Source organism: Mycobacterium sp. NGS34 (assembly GCF_059812845.1).
Window position 1 is genome coordinate 455,862 of the sequence record NZ_JCALDM010000003.1, and the last position, 16,279, is coordinate 472,140.

The 16,279-nt window shown below is 65.9% G+C and carries 19 protein-coding genes, 1 tRNA gene and 1 pseudogene; 12 read left to right on the forward strand and 9 right to left on the reverse strand.

From position 1 onward, the window contains the following. Positions 1–56: 56 nt before the first annotated feature. Complete coding sequence (locus AC5Y7V_RS11110; RefSeq protein ID WP_499880070.1) at positions 57–560, forward strand: MarR family winged helix-turn-helix transcriptional regulator; 504 nt, start codon at positions 57–59, stop codon at positions 558–560. On the opposite strand, the gene AC5Y7V_RS11115 is transcribed toward AC5Y7V_RS11110, so the two are convergent. After that, the gene (locus AC5Y7V_RS11115; RefSeq protein ID WP_499880071.1) at positions 534–878 is read right to left on the reverse strand and encodes a hypothetical protein; all 345 of its coding nucleotides are present in this window, start codon (positions 876–878) and stop codon (positions 534–536) included. The two genes, AC5Y7V_RS11110 and AC5Y7V_RS11115, sit on opposite strands and share 27 nt — an antisense overlap. Before the next feature lie 128 nt (positions 879–1,006). Between AC5Y7V_RS11115 and AC5Y7V_RS11120 the strand changes: the two genes are divergently transcribed. From AC5Y7V_RS11120 to AC5Y7V_RS11135, 4 genes are all read left to right on the forward strand, one after another. Then, complete coding sequence (locus AC5Y7V_RS11120; protein ID WP_499880072.1) at positions 1,007–2,413, forward strand: adenylate/guanylate cyclase domain-containing protein; 1,407 nt, start codon at positions 1,007–1,009, stop codon at positions 2,411–2,413. A gap of 76 nt (positions 2,414–2,489) precedes the next feature. Beyond that, positions 2,490–3,125: a TIGR03085 family metal-binding protein gene (locus AC5Y7V_RS11125; protein WP_499880073.1), complete on the forward strand. Its 636-nt coding sequence runs from the start codon at positions 2,490–2,492 to the stop codon at positions 3,123–3,125. Between the two features lie 79 nt (positions 3,126–3,204). Continuing rightward, positions 3,205–4,029, forward strand: coding sequence for a DUF1906 domain-containing protein (locus AC5Y7V_RS11130; RefSeq protein WP_499880074.1), 825 nt, complete (start codon positions 3,205–3,207; stop codon positions 4,027–4,029). Positions 4,030–4,294: 265 nt separating this feature from the next. Beyond that, on the forward strand, positions 4,295–5,353 hold the full coding sequence (locus AC5Y7V_RS11135) for a cytochrome P450 (RefSeq protein WP_499880075.1): 1,059 nt from the start codon (positions 4,295–4,297) through the stop codon (positions 5,351–5,353). Between the two features lie 35 nt (positions 5,354–5,388). Here the strand turns inward: AC5Y7V_RS11135 and AC5Y7V_RS11140 are convergent, their stop codons facing one another. Next, complete coding sequence (locus AC5Y7V_RS11140) at positions 5,389–6,150, reverse strand: hypothetical protein (RefSeq protein WP_499880188.1); 762 nt, start codon at positions 6,148–6,150, stop codon at positions 5,389–5,391. A 251-nt stretch (positions 6,151–6,401) separates the two neighbouring features. Between AC5Y7V_RS11140 and AC5Y7V_RS11145 the strand changes: the two are divergent. Then, positions 6,402–6,554, forward strand: a pseudogene (locus AC5Y7V_RS11145) (TetR/AcrR family transcriptional regulator); the annotation flags it as partial. Beyond that, positions 6,555–7,025 carry a hypothetical protein gene (locus AC5Y7V_RS11150; RefSeq protein WP_499880199.1) on the forward strand — a complete coding sequence of 157 codons (471 nt, stop codon included), beginning with the start codon at positions 6,555–6,557 and terminating at the stop codon, positions 7,023–7,025. It begins immediately after the preceding pseudogene. Positions 7,026–7,043: 18 nt separating this feature from the next. Here the strand turns inward: AC5Y7V_RS11150 and AC5Y7V_RS11155 are convergent, their stop codons facing one another. Further along, the gene (locus AC5Y7V_RS11155; RefSeq protein ID WP_499880076.1) at positions 7,044–7,595 is read right to left on the reverse strand and encodes a TetR/AcrR family transcriptional regulator; all 552 of its coding nucleotides are present in this window, start codon (positions 7,593–7,595) and stop codon (positions 7,044–7,046) included. Between the two features lie 144 nt (positions 7,596–7,739). On the opposite strand from AC5Y7V_RS11155, the gene AC5Y7V_RS11160 reads away from it, so the two are divergent. Next, positions 7,740–8,069 carry a DoxX-related protein gene (locus tag AC5Y7V_RS11160; protein WP_499880077.1) on the forward strand — a complete coding sequence of 110 codons (330 nt, stop codon included), beginning with the start codon at positions 7,740–7,742 and terminating at the stop codon, positions 8,067–8,069. Between the two features lie 8 nt (positions 8,070–8,077). Then, positions 8,078–9,376 carry a cytochrome P450 gene (locus AC5Y7V_RS11165; RefSeq protein WP_499880078.1) on the forward strand — a complete coding sequence of 433 codons (1,299 nt, stop codon included), beginning with the start codon at positions 8,078–8,080 and terminating at the stop codon, positions 9,374–9,376. A 77-nt stretch (positions 9,377–9,453) separates the two neighbouring features. Here the strand turns inward: AC5Y7V_RS11165 and AC5Y7V_RS11170 are convergent. From AC5Y7V_RS11170 to pgm, 3 genes are all read right to left on the reverse strand, one after another. Beyond that, a tRNA-Ala gene (locus AC5Y7V_RS11170) sits at positions 9,454–9,526 on the reverse strand. A gap of 53 nt (positions 9,527–9,579) precedes the next feature. Continuing rightward, positions 9,580–10,731, reverse strand: coding sequence for an MFS transporter (locus AC5Y7V_RS11175; RefSeq protein WP_499880189.1), 1,152 nt, complete (start codon positions 10,729–10,731; stop codon positions 9,580–9,582). Between the two features lie 71 nt (positions 10,732–10,802). After that, positions 10,803–12,434, reverse strand: coding sequence for a phosphoglucomutase (alpha-D-glucose-1,6-bisphosphate-dependent) (gene pgm, locus AC5Y7V_RS11180; RefSeq protein ID WP_499880079.1), 1,632 nt, complete (start codon positions 12,432–12,434; stop codon positions 10,803–10,805). Between the two features lie 41 nt (positions 12,435–12,475). Here pgm and crcB (AC5Y7V_RS11185) point away from each other — a divergent pair, with 41 nt between their 5' ends. Both crcB (AC5Y7V_RS11185) and crcB (AC5Y7V_RS11190) read left to right on the forward strand, forming a co-directional pair. Beyond that, positions 12,476–12,913 carry a fluoride efflux transporter CrcB gene (gene crcB / locus AC5Y7V_RS11185; protein ID WP_499880080.1) on the forward strand — a complete coding sequence of 146 codons (438 nt, stop codon included), beginning with the start codon at positions 12,476–12,478 and terminating at the stop codon, positions 12,911–12,913. Next, the gene (gene crcB / locus AC5Y7V_RS11190; RefSeq protein WP_499880081.1) at positions 12,910–13,278 is read left to right on the forward strand and encodes a fluoride efflux transporter CrcB; all 369 of its coding nucleotides are present in this window, start codon (positions 12,910–12,912) and stop codon (positions 13,276–13,278) included. The genes crcB (AC5Y7V_RS11185) and crcB (AC5Y7V_RS11190) overlap by 4 nt, the downstream gene beginning before the upstream one ends. Before the next feature lie 9 nt (positions 13,279–13,287). On the opposite strand, the gene AC5Y7V_RS11195 is transcribed toward crcB (AC5Y7V_RS11190), so the two are convergent. After that, entirely contained in the window at positions 13,288–13,917 is a 630-nt protein-coding gene (locus tag AC5Y7V_RS11195) for a GNAT family N-acetyltransferase (protein WP_499880082.1), read from the reverse strand. 26 nt (positions 13,918–13,943) lie between these two features. After that, positions 13,944–14,291, reverse strand: coding sequence for a DUF488 domain-containing protein (locus AC5Y7V_RS11200; protein ID WP_499880083.1), 348 nt, complete (start codon positions 14,289–14,291; stop codon positions 13,944–13,946). 46 nt (positions 14,292–14,337) lie between these two features. Here AC5Y7V_RS11200 and AC5Y7V_RS11205 point away from each other — a divergent pair, with 46 nt between their 5' ends. After that, complete coding sequence (locus AC5Y7V_RS11205; RefSeq protein ID WP_499880084.1) at positions 14,338–15,594, forward strand: HNH endonuclease; 1,257 nt, start codon at positions 14,338–14,340, stop codon at positions 15,592–15,594. Here the strand turns inward: AC5Y7V_RS11205 and AC5Y7V_RS11210 are convergent. Continuing rightward, on the reverse strand, positions 15,556–16,272 hold the full coding sequence (locus AC5Y7V_RS11210) for a mycothiol-dependent nitroreductase Rv2466c family protein (protein ID WP_499880085.1): 717 nt from the start codon (positions 16,270–16,272) through the stop codon (positions 15,556–15,558). The genes AC5Y7V_RS11205 and AC5Y7V_RS11210 overlap by 39 nt on opposite strands. Positions 16,273–16,279 lie beyond the last annotated feature (7 nt).

A 16,279-nucleotide genomic window follows, 5' to 3' on the forward strand; every position in this document is an offset into this window, starting at 1 on the left:
CTCAACCTTAAAGAGCCTTTGTTGATGCGTCAACCAATCGGCTAGGATGGGCGTCGATGGAACCGAACTGGCTGACCCCGCGTGAAGACCGCGCCTGGCGCGCCTTCAAGCACGCGCATCATCAGCTCGGCGTTCACCTGAGCCGGGGCCTGCAGCGATCGGGCTTGTCCGCGGCCGACTACGAGATCCTGGCGGTGCTCTCGGAGCACGACGGGGACCGCATGCCCGCGCACGACCTGTGCAACACGCTGGGCTGGGAGAAGAGCCGCGTCTCCCACCAGGTGCGCCGCATGCAGAAGGACGGGCTGATCAGCCGGGAGCCCAACCCGGACGACGCCCGCAGCACCATGGTCTGCCTGCTGCCGGCCGGCCGCGCCGCCATCGAGAAGGCGGCGCCCCGGCACGTGGAGGACGTCCGGCGGAAATTCATCGATCTGCTTTCCCCGGCGGAGCTCGACATGCTCGCCGCCCTCAACGAACGCGTCCTGCATCACTTGGCCAACGACGACGGCTCCGCCGCCGAAGACGAGCCCTCAGGACGAGAACCCCCGGCCCCCTAGCCACAGCGGGGGCTCCTGGTCGTTGTACATGCTGTTCGGCCGCCATCTCCGTCTGCGCAACAGGCGACCGGCGTGGTGCTCGGCAACGTCCTTGAGGTACTCGACGTCGTCGCTGGTCCACGGGTGCTGGCCGGTCCCGTCCAACCACCACCTCGGTTGGCCGTCCTGCTCATATCGGGTAATCCGGTAACGCCAGGCGACGTGCCTACCCTTGGCGTCAATCTCCCAGTCCAGCAGCCGCGGGCGGAGGGCCTCGGGCGTCGACTGGAGAGATTCCCAGGGGTGGGTTATGCGGATCTCGACGAAATCGCCACCCATGAATCAACCCTAATCGAGTTGATCGAGGCCGCCACGGATCAAATTCGAAGCGACTCGTGTTGTAAGGCCTATCTAGTGTGTCAACGAAGCTTTCGCCGCCAGCTTGCGGTGATCTTTAGGTTGGAATGATGAGCGACCTTCAGTCCCAATTCTCGGCCCTGAAGCGAACCGCCGATCCGGACATCGCGGACGCAATCGCGCGGCTGATCCAGGACGGCGAAGATCATGAGCTCAATCGAATCAACGCGCTGGACTTTTCCAAGCGCACCGGCTTCGACGAAGAGAAGGTGATCTCCGGCTTCCTGCATGCCTCGCGGCTTGGCCTGTTCGATCTCACCTGGAACGTGCTTTGTCCCGGTTGCAGCGGCGTGCTGGACGCGCATGACACGCTGAAATCGCTGCGTGACGACGACTATCGCTGTGGACTGTGCGCCTGCGGCTATGAGCCTTCCGTCGATGAGCAGGTCGAGGTGGCGTTCACGGTCAGCCCCAAGGTCAGGCGGATAGCCGCCCACGATCCCAACACGCTCCCGCTATGGGATTACTACACGCAGGTGTTCTGGAGTTCGGGCATCGATCTCGGCGAGGATTCTCTTGCATCGCTGACCGGGGAAGCCACGCTGGATGCGATGGAGCTGGCCGCCGGCGAAAAGGCTGTGCTGTCCTTGGAGCTTCCGCCGCAATTCATCATCGTTTTCGAGCCGGTGACGCATACCGCACACTTCATCGACGTCCAGGGCGAGCCGACCGAGGAAAGCCAGCAGCTCGGGCTGACCTTCGACAAAGCCCATCCGCCGACCGAGTCGATCACCTTGCGACCAGGCCCGTTACGGCTCGCACTCGACAATCGGTGCAGCGTGCGGACACTGCCCACCGTCTTTGTCACCGACGCGCTCCACAATGTGCTGGCCAAGCGCAGGCCGTTCCTCACCGCCAAGCGGATGCTGTCGAATCAGACGTTCCGCGATGTGTTCAAGGCTGACAACCTCACCATCGATCAGCGCCTCAAGATCACCTCGTTGACCTTTTTGTTCACCGACCTCAAGGGGTCGACCGCGCTTTACGAGCGGGTCGGTGACCTCGCCGCGTTCGACTTGGTGCGCGCGCATTTTCATGCGCTCCTGGAAATCATCTCGGCCGAAAAGGGGGCCGTGGTCAAGACCATCGGGGACGCTGTCATGGCGACCTTTGTCCAGCCGGACCACGCGCTCGCCGCGGCCTTGCGGATGCGGGCGGCGATGGACAAGCTCAATGCCGAGCGCGGCAGGACCGACCTGATCGTCAAGATCGGCATCCATGAGGGGCCGTGCCTCGCGGTGATGCTGAACGAGCGGCAGGACTATTTCGGCCAGACCGTCAACATCGCGGCGCGGGTGCAGAGCCTGTCGACCGCGCAGGAGATCCACATCACCGGTCCCGTGATCGACGCGCCCGGGGTCGCGGCCATCCTGGAGAAGGAGTCGATCCGACCGGTTCGGAAGGAGGCCGCCCTGCGCGGCATCGCCGACAAGATGGTTGTCTACGAGATCCCGTAGCTCTCGAGCGCTAGTAGCCATTTGGTTTGTAAGCGGCTCGCTGTGGTCGACGAGGCCCTCGGCCTATCGTGGGGCGATGTCGATAGCCCAGCGCGAACGTTCCGCCATCGTCGGAATCATGCGGGCGGTGGGACCGGATGCTCCCACCCTCTGCGAGGGGTGGACCACCCGCGACCTCGCCGCGCACCTGGTCGTGCGCGAGCGCCGCCCTGATGCGTTGCCCGGCCTCGTGTTCGGGCCGCTGGCGTCACACACCGCGCGCGTGCAAGACCGGCTGGCGGCCTCCACGACGTACGAGGACCTGGTCGAACTCCTTGTCTCCGGCCCGCCGGTTCTTTCGCTGTTCAAGGTGCTCGACCCGCTGGCAAGTATCCACGAGATGTTCGTCCATCACGAAGACCTCCGCCGTGCGCAAACCGGCTGGGAGCCAAGGGAACTCGATGCAAAAACCACAGCCGCGGTTCGACGGCGCATCCCTTGGGTCAGCCGGGTCGGGCTGTCGAAGTCAATGGCGGCGCTGCCCGCTCGACTGACGCTGAACACCCCCGACGGTCGGACGGTGGTTGCGGTCGGTAACGGATCGCCGGTGACCGTGACCGGCGAACCGCAAGAACTGTTGCTCTTCGCGTTCGGCCGCAACGCCGTCCACGTCGACTTCACCGGGGACGACGACGTCGTCGCCGCGGTGCGGGCCGCCAAGCGGGGCTTTTGAGCGGAACGACACGGACGCGATTTGATATCACTTCAAACACGCCATCTTTCAACAGCAGTCACGTTGTTAACATCACGCGATGGACTTGTCGGCGTGTCTAAACTTCCGGCGGCCGCGCCCAATTTCCCGGCGTGACGTATTGCGCTGCGCCGTCGCCATGTCTGCACTGCCGGCGGTGTACGCGGCATCGGCAAGTGTCGCCGTCCCGAAGGCGGCTGCCATCCCCACGGCGGTTCCCGCCACTCCTAAACTGATCGACTTCGCCATGCGCCAAGTTCCCGCGGAGCAAATTCGAGCTGCTGGCTACGCAGGGGTCATCAATTACGTGTCGCTGTCGCGTCCCGGCTCGGCCATGGGCGCCAAGCCGATCACCCGGCCTTACGCCGAGCAGCTGACCGCTGCCGGGCTGATGATCGTCAGCAATTACCAGTACGGCAAGCCAGGCGGGACAGCACCATCGGATTTCAGGCGCGGGTTCGAGGGCGGCGTCGCCGATGCTCGCACAGCCTGGAAGCTGCATACCGCGGCGGGCGGCGCTCAGAGTGCCCCGATCTTCTTCAGCGTCGACGAGGACATAAATCACGACACCTGGAACAACTTGGCGCTCAAGTGGTTTCGCGGAATCAATTCGGTGCTGGGAGTGCAGCGCACCGGCGTCTACGGCGGTCTCGATGTCTGCAAATGGGCCGCCGAGGACGGCGTCATCGGTAATTCGCGGACCCCCGGCCGCCGGTGGGCGTGGCAGACGAAGGCCTGGTCCCACGGTCAGGTCGACCCCGCCGCGGTCCTCTACCAACGGGTGGTGAGCACGGCGTCGAACCCTGGCCCAGTAGTCGGCGGACTCGAAGTCGACGTCAACGACGTCCTTGCCGACGATTGCGGTCAGTGGAACCTACATCCCTGAGCCTGAGGCGGCCTCGGCGCTCGTCAGCGAGCCTTGACTGACGATATGGTCGTGTGTGACGATTTCGTCACCCGAGGGTCTAAGCGCACCGTGCGGTGAGCGCGCAGCACCCTCTCAACAATTAAGGCGATCTGTGGTGCACCGACCTCGCGAGATTCCGTCGTACCGGCCTGACGTCTACAGCACATCGGCCATCCTCGACCCTTACCCGCACTATCGGACTCTGCGGCGCCTTGGCCCCCTCGTCTGGCTACCTCGCCGCCGGATGATCGCTCTCCCCCGCTACGCCGAGTGCAAGGCCACCCTGCGAGCCGACGACTCGTACCTCTCCGGACATGGTGTCGCCGCCAACGCCGCTGCCAACCGGATGTCCCGCGGCACCACGCTCAACAGCGACGGGGCCGACCACGACCGGCGTCGCAAGCTCGTTGCCCACCGTCTAATGCCCAGGGCGCTGCGTGGAGTCACTGCCTCCGTGGAAGACGCGGCGGGCGCCATCGTCGACATCGCGCTCACCAGGGGCCGGGTCGACGGTGTCGCCGATCTGGCGACCGCGCTACCGCTGGCTGTGGTCCCCGATCTGGTCGGCTGGCCGCAGGACCAACGCGAGCACCTGATCCCGTGGGCCGCAGCGACCTTCGACCTCCTTGGACCGCTCAACCGTCAGGCGATCCGAGCCATCCCGCGCAGCATGCAGATGCTGCGCTTCGCGCGTGCTGTGGTGCGTGACCGAAACGTCCTGCCCGGCAGCATGGCTCACGAACTCTTGGCCGCCGTCGATGAAGGCAATCTGTCGTTCGAGGACGTGCCCCCGCTGGTAATCGACTACATCGCACCGTCGTTGGACACCACCATCAGCGCCATCTCCAGCGCGATCCACCTATTCGCGACCCACCCCGAGCAATGGGAAATACTCAGAGCAGAACCAGAATTGCTGCCGAACGCGATCAACGAGGTGGTGCGGTACGAATCGCCGGTGCGGGCGTTCACGCGGAAGACCGCCCGCAATACCTCAATAGCCGGAACGAACATCCCCGCCGGAACCCGATTACTGGTGCTGTATGCCTCGGCCAACCGGGACGAACGCGAATGGGAGAACCCTGAGGTGTTCGACATCCGCCGTGACGCTGGACGCCACATCGGGTTCGGCAACGGCGCGCATGCCTGCGCCGGCCAGGGCCTGGCCAGGCTGGAGACCGCCGCCATCCTCTCCGCGATGCTCGAACGCGTCAAGCGCATCGAGGTCGACGGGACTCCAAAGTGGGGAGTCAACAACGTGATTCGTCGGCTCGAACGGCTGCCGGTCACTCTGATTCCGACCTGACCTCGCAGGCACGACGGTTGGGCGGCAGAGTCCGGCTAGAAAGCCACCGCAAGATCTTGGCGAGTCAATCTGCGAACGCCCCAGAAGTAGGTTACGAGGGGCATGGTGCACCACAACAGGTTCAGGACAACGAACTTGATCCACATCTCGACCGGGCTCGTCATGCTTTGCATTTTGTTCGCGATCTCCACGCCGAAGTAGACCGCCGGCAATGTGACCTCCACGATCATTCCGCCCATGATGAAGGACAGTTGAGTGCTCGTGAATCGCTTGCCATTTCGGAAGAACTGCACCATCGCATACGCTTCGAACAGGCCGATGAAGAACGCAATCCACTCAAGAACCACGATGAGCGGGTCGCCGTTCAGATAGCGCGCGTCACCGCCCAACAGGATGGGCGACCACATGTACGTCCACAGCACGCCGTTCTCGACGCCCGCGCGTATCTCCTTGAAGAACAGCAGCCACGGGAGTTCCCAGATGAACCGTGGCGTCAGGGCGATGAAAACCCAGACGATCACCATCGCACCCAGCCGTTGGGATTTCGTCCAGTCGCGTTGGCCCGGCAAGGGTAGCCACGGAAGAACAAGCGCGGTCACGAAGCAGCCGACGACAAAGAGGACCAATGTCGTGGATGCGACGACGTGGGACACCCCGGCGTGAAATTCGAGGTACCAGAAGACGATGTGAATGACGAAGAAGAACGCCAAGATGCCGAAGAGGCACTTCTGCAGCGACGACAACCCGTGCTTCGTCGACGAATCGGGTTTGCTGTCTTGGGGAATCGTGTCCGTCACTTTCAACCTCCATGGACTGTGCGGGACTCGCTAGCCCGAAAGGCGATCCGCGAAGCTCTGTTCCCGGCAGTCGTATTCAGTAATAAGCGCCAACGGACCACGCATTCCGCCCGACTTCCGGCGTTCGCCGCAGCAGGCGCTCACATCTTCGCTAGCATGGCACATGCCATGTTTGAATTGCAAGAGCTGACGGTCGCCCGATGTCATAGGGTGCTACGGATGAGGCGACATCCGAGGCAGGGCGGATCGCAATGACTGGGCGCAGATCGCCCGACCGACCCGCCATCGGCCGTCGGGAGCGAGGCGACCGCACCCGTGAACGCCTCATCGACGAGACGGTCCGCTGCATCCGGGAAGAAGGCTTCTCCGCCGCAAGCGCACGGCACATCATCGAACGTGCCGGCGTGACGTGGGGTGTCATCCAGCACCACTTCGGCGACCGTGATGGCCTTTTGATCGCGGTCATCGACGACGCCATCGATCGCCTCGTTGCCTCGCTCGAAGGGTTGTCCGACCCCGACCAACCGGTCGACACCACGCACTTGGTGCGGGGCGCATGGGAAGCATTCGCCAACCCCAAGGCGATGGCGGGTCTAGAGATCCTCATATCGACCAAAGAGCTGCGTTCCGGACTCGACAGCCGGCACCTGGAGCGACTCGGCTCGGCACTCGCCGGCCTGAGCCAACGGTTGGAAGCCAGCCACGATGGCCAAGACGCCGTTGCACTGGGCATGCTCCTGTGGACGACGCCCGTTGCGATGATGATCGCTGAAATGTTCGCCACACTGCCGCTCGAAGTCAGCGAAGCCCAACAGGCGATCATCAACCTGATCGATCGCCGACCGGGACGCGGGCCCGTTCACAAGCCGGGTTGATGCAGGTGACGATCTGATTCAGCTCGAGATGCCTTGCAGCACAGCGTCTATCACCCCTCGGTAACGCGCCGTCGTTTCTCGCGCGGATGCCGTCACGCTGAGCGTTCGGTAGAGCGTCGCTCCGATCAACGCGTCGGTGGCAGCTTCGATGTCGGCGTCGTCGCGGATCTGGCCCGCCGAGACTCCGACGCGCAAGCGGTGCGATACGGCTTCGTGGACGCGGCCAGTCAGTTGTCGGTACAGGGTGTCACGATCGCGTAGGTCTTCCGCCGCCGCGGCGGCAAGCGAGCGAATGAGTGCGACATTCTCTGCGGACGAACCGATCTTGGCGTAGGCAAGCATCCACGTCGTCAGGTCCGCGATCGTGTCTCCCGTATCGGGAAGCGTGAAGTCGGCTTGGTCGTAAGCCTGCATAACCGCCTCGGCTACCAAAGGAGCCTTCGAGGGCCAACGGCGGTACACCGTTTGAACGGCCACCCCCGCGACCGCTGCGACCTTGTCCATCGATACCCCGCGGTAGCCCGATTCGACGAGCAGCGTGCGCGTGGCGTCCAGGATCGCCTCGTGCACGGCGGCGCTCCGCGGTCGCCCTCGCCGGGATTGGCTCACACGAACAAGGTAGAGCAACGGTTTCGCCCGGCCCCCTAGGCAGCGACGCAAATGTGTGTCACCATTTACGAGAAATTTTCTCTCGTAATAGACGAGACCGTGCAGATGGAGCCCATCGCCATGATCAACAGCGACAATGTGGGCTCACGACGACGCCTGGGCCTGTCGGTCAGCGTGATCGGTTTGGCGCACTTTGTCGCGCCACGGTACTTCGACCCCATCAACCGGCTCGGCTTCCCCAACCACGCCCGCGCGTTCACCTACGTCAACGGTGCGCTCGAAACGCTGATCGGACTCCTCATGGCGAGTCCCGGGACGCGTCGGCAGTCCACGGTCGTATCCACCTGCTACGTCGTCTATCTCGCGATTGCGATCCTGTTCACCCAACTGAGAACCCTTCGCGCCCGGGGCCACGGCGTCGCGCAATCGGGTTAGGAACCACGATGTCGATCACCAAGAAGGCCCGGAGGATTCACAACGCCATCGAACCCGTGGGCAGTGCGGTCCGAATGAACGTCGCAGCCGCCGTCCGGACGCGCCGACGGGGCTACGACGGTTGGACCGGCGCAATCAACACCGACTACGACCCGCAGGATCCCGTCACCGCCGCTCAGCCCTTCGAGGCGTACCGCGCTCTGCACCGCGGCGGGCGCGTGCACTACAACCCGCGGCGCGCAACCTTCATCGTCAGCCGTCTCGACGACGTGCGGGCGGCGCTGCGCGACACCGACCAGGTCACCAGCACGCAAGGCGTTACGCGCCTGCGCATGTCCGCTCCATTGGCGGTCCTCACCGACGGCGACGAACATACCCGGCTGCGCAAGCAAGTCCAGCCGGGATTCAGCAAGGGCGCCATGAACTCCTGGCAGCAGATGACCGAGAAGCTGGCCGTCGAACTCGTCAGCGACGTCATCAACGACCCCGGATGCGATGTCGTGCAACGCTTGACGATACCGATGCCGATACGTCTGATCGCCCAGATCCTGGGCGTGCCCGACTCCGATGTCGACGACTTTCGCCGATGGTCGGAACGCGGCGTTGGAATCATGGAGTTCACGCCGACGCCTTCGGGTGTCGCCAACGCCGGCAAATCGATGACGGCCCTGGTGGCGCTACAGCGTTACTTCAGAACGCAATTCGCGGCGGGCGGACTCAAGGGGTCGAATACCGTTCTCGGGCGGCTCATCGAGCACAACACCGACGGCAGCCTCACCGATCAACAGCTCCTGCTCATCGCCATCCACCTGCTGATCGCCGGCAACGAAACCACCACGAACCTGCTCGGCGGAATGTTCGACACCCTCGCACGTCACCCCGATCAGTACGATCTCATTCGCGCCAACCCCGAGCTGATTCCGCTCGCCGTGGAGGAACAACTACGGATCACGACACCCATCCAGAACCTCTACCGCTACACCCGAGCCGACTACCGCATCGGCGACGTCACCATTCCCACCGGATCACGCGTGCTGCTGTCCTTCGGCGCCGCGAACCGCGATCCCACCGCGTTCGACGAGCCCGACGAGTACCGCGCCGACCGCGACCCGAGAAAGCACATCGCGTTCGGCTACGGCGCCCACATGTGCCTGGGAGCGCCACTGGCCCGCATGGAAGCCCAAGCAGTTCTGCGCCAACTCGTCACCCGCGTCGCCCGAATCACCCCGGATGGCCCGACACGATGGTCGAGCCACAGCTCGCTGCGCGGACCAACTCACCTACCGATTCGCCTCACCCCGGCCTGACAAGCTGGCTGGACGGTTCGGGGTGCGAACGCGTTCCCTCAGTCAACGAGCGCCCGAACGAATGCTGCCTTGCTCGGTGGAGCTAAGGGGACTCGAACCCCTGACCCCCACACTGCCAGTGTGGTGCGCTACCAGCTGCGCCATAGCCCCAAGTCGTGCCCATCGAAGCTACACCACCCGCTACCGTCCTTCAAAGTTGCTGGTCAGGCCGGCTCGAGCGCTGTCCGCGTCTCCGGCGCCGGCACCCAGGCGACGGCGGCGATCAGCAGGACAACCCCGCTGATCGCGAACGCCCAGCCGTAGCTCAGCCGCTCGGCGACCCAGCCGACCGCTACCGAGCCGACGATCGCGCCCAGGTCCGACGCCATCTGCACGGCGGCCACCGGCGTGCCGGCGCGCGCCTCCCTACCGAGGATGTCGGCGACGGCGGCCTGCATGGGTGACATGAAGATGCCCGTCGTCACGCCGGACACAAACCCGACGACCATGAACGCGGGCAGCGAAGTCGCGACGCCCAGCCCGGCGGTGGCCGCACCGGACGCCGCCAGGCCGACGATCAACAAGCTGCGCCGCCCCATCCGGTCGGACAAGTAGCCACTCGGAATGACGGCCACGGCATTGCCGGCCGCGAACGCCGCGAGCACCACGCCGATGACGCCCACGCTGCGGCCCATGACGTCGGAAATGAACAGCGGGACCAACGCGACTCGCAGCCCAAACGCCGACCAGCCCATCGCAAAATTGGATAGCAGCGCCGACCGATACGCGCGGAACCCCAACGCCTCTCGGATCGTCACCGTCGATCGTGTCGGCGGCAACGGCGCGGCCAACGTCGAATTCCGCAGGCCGTAGAACAGCACCACGGCCACCACCAGCATTGCGGCGCCGTAGACGATGAAGGGAGCCGTCAGCCCCCAGCCCGCCGCCAAGGCGCCGACCGCCGGCCCGCCGACCGCGCCGATCATGAACGAACTGGTGAAAATGCCGGCGATTCGCCCGCGGGCGTCGGGCGGACTGATGTGGATCATCAGCCCCAAGGCCGCGACGTAAAACAGCGTCGAACCCAATCCGCTGAGGGCGCGAAAAAACAGCAGTTGCCAGTACGCCTGGGAGAACGCGCACGCGGCCGTGGCCAACCCCACGATCAGCAAACCACCGATGTAGATCCGCCGTTCACCCAACCGTTGCGCCAACAGTCCGCTTATCGGTGCGAAACACAGTCGGGTCAACGAGAAGACGGTGACCAGAAAGGTCACCGCCTCGATGCTGACCCCGAAAGTGCGGGCGAAGGCGGGCATTGCCGGCGAAATGACGCCGTAGCCCAGTGCCACCATGATGTTGGCCCAGCTGAGGATCCAGACTTCGCGCGGAAGCCGCGCAGAAGAAGAGCCGCGTCCCCCCGGGCGGGCAAGTCGGAGGGAGCAAGTCACCCAATGACTTTATTAACTACCTCGCGCGCGGTTTCCTGCACCTCCACCAAATGCTCGGGTCCGTTGAACGACTCGGCATAAATCTTGTAGACGTCCTCGGTGCCCGACGGCCGCGCAGCAAACCACGCATTGGCGGTCGTCACCTTTAATCCGCCCAGCGGTGCGCCGTTGCCGGGAGCGGTGGTGAGCTTCGCAGTGATCGGCTCCCCAGCGAGCTCGGTGGCGGTCACCTGCTCGGGCGAGAGCCTGGAAAGCCGCGCCTTCTGGTCCCGGTCGGCCGGAGCGTCGACGCGCGCGTAGAACGGGGTGCCGTATTCGGCGGTCAGCTCCCGATACCGCTGCGACGGGCTCAGGCCGGTGACGGCCAGGATCTCCGAGGCGAGCAGCGCGAGGATGATGCCGTCCTTATCGGTGGTCCACACCGACCCGTCGCGCCGCAGGAACGACGCCCCGGCGGACTCCTCGCCGCCGAAGCCGATGGTGCCGCCGATGAGGCCGTCGACGAACCACTTGAACCCGACCGGCACCTCGACGAGCTTGCGGCCGATGCCGGCGACCACCCGGTCGATGATCGACGAACTGACCGCCGTCTTGCCGACGGCGATGCCGTCGGGCCACGAGGGCCGGTGCGTGTAGAGGTAGTCGATGGCCACTGCCAGATAGTGATTCGGGTTCAGCAGCCCCTCGTCGGGCGTGACGATGCCGTGCCGGTCGGAGTCGGCGTCGTTGCCCGTGGCGATCTGGTAGTGGTCCCTGTTTGCGATCAGCGAGGCCATGGCGTCCGGCGAGCTGCAGTCCATCCGGATCTTGCCGTCGTGGTCCAGCGTCATGAACCGCCACGTCGCGTCGACCAATGGATTGACGACGGTCAGGTCCAGGCCGTGGCGCTGGGCGATCTCGCCCCAGTAGTCCACGCTGGCGCCGCCGAGCGGGTCGGCGCCGATCTGTACCCCGGCCTCCCGGATGGCGGCGACGTCGACCACGTTGGGCAGGTCGTCGACGTAGGTACCCAGATAGTCGTAACGCTCGACGCTGTCCAGCGCGCGGGCCAGCGGGACCCGCTTCACCTCCGCGCCCCTGGCCCGCAGAATCTCGTTGGCGCGCTTGGCGATTGCGTTGGTCGCGTCGGTGTCCGCGGGGCCGCCGTTGGGCGGGTTGTATTTGAAGCCGCCGTCGGGCGGCGGGTTGTGCGATGGCGTGACGACGATCCCATCGGCCAGCCCCTCAGTGCGGCCGCGGTTGTACGTGAGGATGGCGTGGCTGACCGCCGGCGTCGGCGTATAGCGGTCGCGACTGTCGATCATCGCCACCACGTCGTTGGCGGCCAGCACCTCGAGCGCCGAGACCCACGCCGGCTCCGAGAGGCCGTGGGTGTCGCGGCCGATGAACAACGGACCCGTCGTGCCGTGAGCGGCGCGGTATTCGACGATGGCCTGGGTGATGGCCAGGATGTGCGCCTCGTTGAATGCACCGTTGAGCGCCGAACCGCGGTGACCCGACGTGCCGAACACCACCTGCTGAGCGACGTCGTCCGGGTCGGGCTCGATCGAGTAGTACGAGGTGACCAGGTGGGGCAGGTCGACGAGGTCTTCGGGCTGGGCCGGCTGACCGGCGCGCGGGTGGGCCATGGTTACCAATTCTGCGCGTTGCCGTAGCCGCGTGTCCCTCTATGCTGCGAAGCGTTCATCCGCTGGAAAGGAAGCGATTCGTGGCACGACCCGACTATCGCGAGCTGGCCGCGGTTTTCGTCGGCGGGGCGATCGGCGCCCTGGCCCGTGCGGGGCTGAGTACCGTCCTCGTCCGCGACACGTACCAGTGGCCGTGGCCGACGTTCATCGTCAACATCGTCGGCGCCGCGCTGGTCGGTTATTTCACCACCCGGCTGCTCGAGCGGCTGCCGGTGTCGAGTTACCGCCGCCCGCTTCTCGGCACCGGATTCTGTGGCGGCTTAACGACTTTCTCGACGATGCAGGTCGAAACCGTGCGGATGATCGAGCACGGCCACTGGGCGATAGCCGCGGCCTACAGCGTCAGCAGCATCGTGCTGGGGTTCCTGGCCGTCTACATCGCCACCGCCTTCGTGCGCCGGGTCCGGGTGCGCGGATGACGACGGTCTTGGTCTGGTCCGGCGTAGCGCTCGTCGGCGGCATCGGGTCGGTGCTGCGGTTCGTGATCGACCGCGCGGTGGCCCGCCGGGCGGCCCGGTCGTTTCCCTTCGGGACGCTGGCGGTCAACATCAGCGGCGCCCTTCTGTTGGGATTCCTCGGTGGGCTGGCGCTGAGCAAGGACGCGGCGCTGGTGGTGGGGACCGGCTTCGTGGGCGCCTACACCACCTTTTCCACCTGGATGCTGGAAACGCATCGCCTCGGCGAGGAACGGCAGACCTGGACGGCGCTGGCCAACGTCGTCGTGAGCGTCGCCCTTGGCATCGCCGCGGTGGTACTCGGGCAGTGGGTGGCGTCGCAGGTTTGAGTCCGGCGCTCAGGCCTCGCGGAGCCTGGGCACGTCGTCGGGGGTGCGGGGCAGCGCATACAGCGCCATTCGCCGATTCGACATGTCGTGCTCGCCCAGGAACACGCAACCGGCCCGCTCGCAGAATCGTCGTGCCGTCTTGTTCCGGTAGTCGGGATCGAACATGATCCGGCGACACCGCGGGTCCTGGCCGAGAACGCTGGCGACGAAGTAGGGCAGTATGTATCCCGCGATCCCCCGGTTCACGAATTCTTCGTCGGCGATGGCGGCATGTATCCCCAAGTCGTAGGGGTCGGCCTCGTAGCGCGTGGCGATGGAATCCTTTGCGGCCCGGTACAATTCGATGTAAGCGTGGTCCTGCCCATCCTGGCTGGCGAAAAACGGTCGGGAATAGCTGCCGTCGAGTTGCGCGCTGAGGTATCGATGCCAGCGCTGGGGCGGCCACGCGTATTCCCAGGACTCGGCGAGGGCGGGCCGGTTCATCCACTCCGAGATCATCTCGGCATCGTTGTCCGGGTCGGCAAGCCGGAAAGCGTACGGGTCGGGAACCTCGGCGGCACCGGGCGGCGGCGGCACGCGACGCACCTCGTCGTCGATGTCGGTGAGTTCCCGCGGCAGGATCACTTCGGGTTCGCTCATATCAACCGCGCAGCCTACTTGCCGGGTCACAGGAGCGTCGCCAGCACCGCCGCGTGACTGCTGTCCACCTCGCGGACGGCGGTCACCAGGGTCACGACGCCGCGCTTCGCCAGCCTGCGCAGCTCCGCCAGGGCCGCATTGCCATGCAACTCCTCGGTGTAGCGCGCCTTGAATTCGTCGAACCGCTCCAGGTCGTGGTGGTACCACTCGCGCAGCTCCTTCGACGGCGCGACGTCCTTGCACCAGATGCCCACCCGCGGGTCGTCCTTGCGGACCCCACGCGGCCAGATGCGGTCGACCAGCACGCGCTGGCCGTCGTCGGGATCGGCGTCGTCGTACACGCGCGCCACCCGGATTCGGCCTTTGGCGCTCACACCGACCACGGTAGCCGTGTCGGGGGCCTCGGTTAGTATCGAAAGTATGTTCGAATGCAATGCCGACGAGGCCGCCCTCATCGAGGGGATTGCCGAGTTGGAGCGGGAGAAGTCCGCGGCGGCCGCCGGCCAAGCGCGGTTGGCCGCGGCGCTGGATGCGCTGCGCCGCTCGAACGAGGCCGACGCCGGGGTCCCGGCCGCCCAGCGCGGCCGCGGACTGGCCAGCGAGATCGCCCTGGCGCGACGCGATTCCCCGGCCAGAGGCGGCCGGCACCTGGGCTTCGCCAAGGCCCTGGTCCACGAGATGCCGCACACGCTGGCAGCGCTGGAATGCGGCGCGCTGTCGGAATGGCGGGCCACCCTGATCGTGCGCGAGAGCGCGTGTTTGGACGTCGAGAGTCGCCGCACGCTGGACGCCGAGTTGTGCGCCGATCCGGCCGGCCTCGATGGCATGGGCGACGCGCGGGTGGCCGCCGCAGCCAAGGCGATCGCCTACCGGCTGGACCCGCGCGCGGTGGTCGAACGGGCGGCGAAGGCCGAGAACGAGCGCACCGTCACCATCCGGCCGGCGCCCGACACGATGACGTACGTGACCGCACTGCTGCCGGTGACCCAGGGAGTTTCGGTGTACGCGGCGCTGCGCCGCGAGGCGGACGTCCGCTGTGATGGGCGCTCGCGCGGCCAGGTCATGGCGGACACCCTGGTGGAGCGGGTGACCGGACGCGACGCGGCGGTCCCCACCCCGATCGCGGTCAACCTGGTGCTGTCGGACGCGACGCTGCTGGGCGGCGACAGCGCACCGGCCGAGATCTACGGCTACGGCCCCATTCCGGCGGCGGTCGCCCGGGCGATGGTCGCAAGCACGCTCGCCGACCGGCGGTCCCGGGCGACGCTGCGCAGGCTCTACGCGCATCCGCGGTCCGGGGCGCTGGTGGCGATGGAGTCACGGGCACGCCTGTTCCCGCGCGGCCTTGCGGCCTTCATCGAGCTGCGCGATCAACGTTGCCGCACGCCCTACTGCGACGCGCCGATCCGGCAGCGCGACCACGCCCAGCCGTGGGCGTCGGGCGGGCCGACCAGCGCGGACAACGGCCTGGGCTGCTGCGAGCGGTGCAACTACGCGAAGGAGTCCGCGGGCTGGCGGGTTCGCACCAGCACGGACGAAAACCAGACGCACACTGCGGAATTCACCACGCCGACGGGCAAGACCTACCGGTCGACGGCACCGCCGCGCGCACCCACGATCGAATACACCGAGGTCGAATTACGAATCGGCGTCGCTCTGGCTCGACACGCCGCTTAGGCGTTCGACGTCGATGACCTCGCCGCGATTGATGCTGACCCAGTCACGCCCATCGATATAGGGCCGCAGGCTCCGGCCGATGAGTTCGAGATCGGCCGGCGCCTTGGGCCGCTGCAATTCGTAGACGTGCGGCAGCTCGGCCATCCCGCTGACGACGTTCCACAGCGTCACGGCGGCCGGACCGGTCGGCGGGTCCACCAACACGGGCCCAAACAGGCACTGGCCCAACAGGAATAGGGTCGGCACGCCGAACCCGCCCGCGTCGACGACGCGCTGATGCTCCTCGCGGATCTCGTCGTGGGTGGTGGGGTCGGCCAGCGCCTCGTCCAAGACCGCGGCGTCAAACCCGATGTCGCCCAGCAGTTTTCGCGCCACCGCCGGATCGTGCGGCTTGCCGCCCAGGGTATGCAGTTCGCGTCCGATGGCGCCGTACCACCGGTCCAGCAACGACATGTCCGTCCGGCGCAACAGCGCCCCGATCCGCATCAGCGACCAGCCGTAGGACCACTCCCGCTCCCACGGGTGCTTTTGGCCCTCCGACCGGTTGATCTCCTCCAGGCTGAAGAACCGCCAATTGACGGTTACGCCGAGCTGCTCGCGAACGTCGCGGATCCACAACGATGTCTGGTAGGCAAAGGGGCACATGGGGTCGAAATGAAAGTCCACGATCGCGCTCATCGGACTG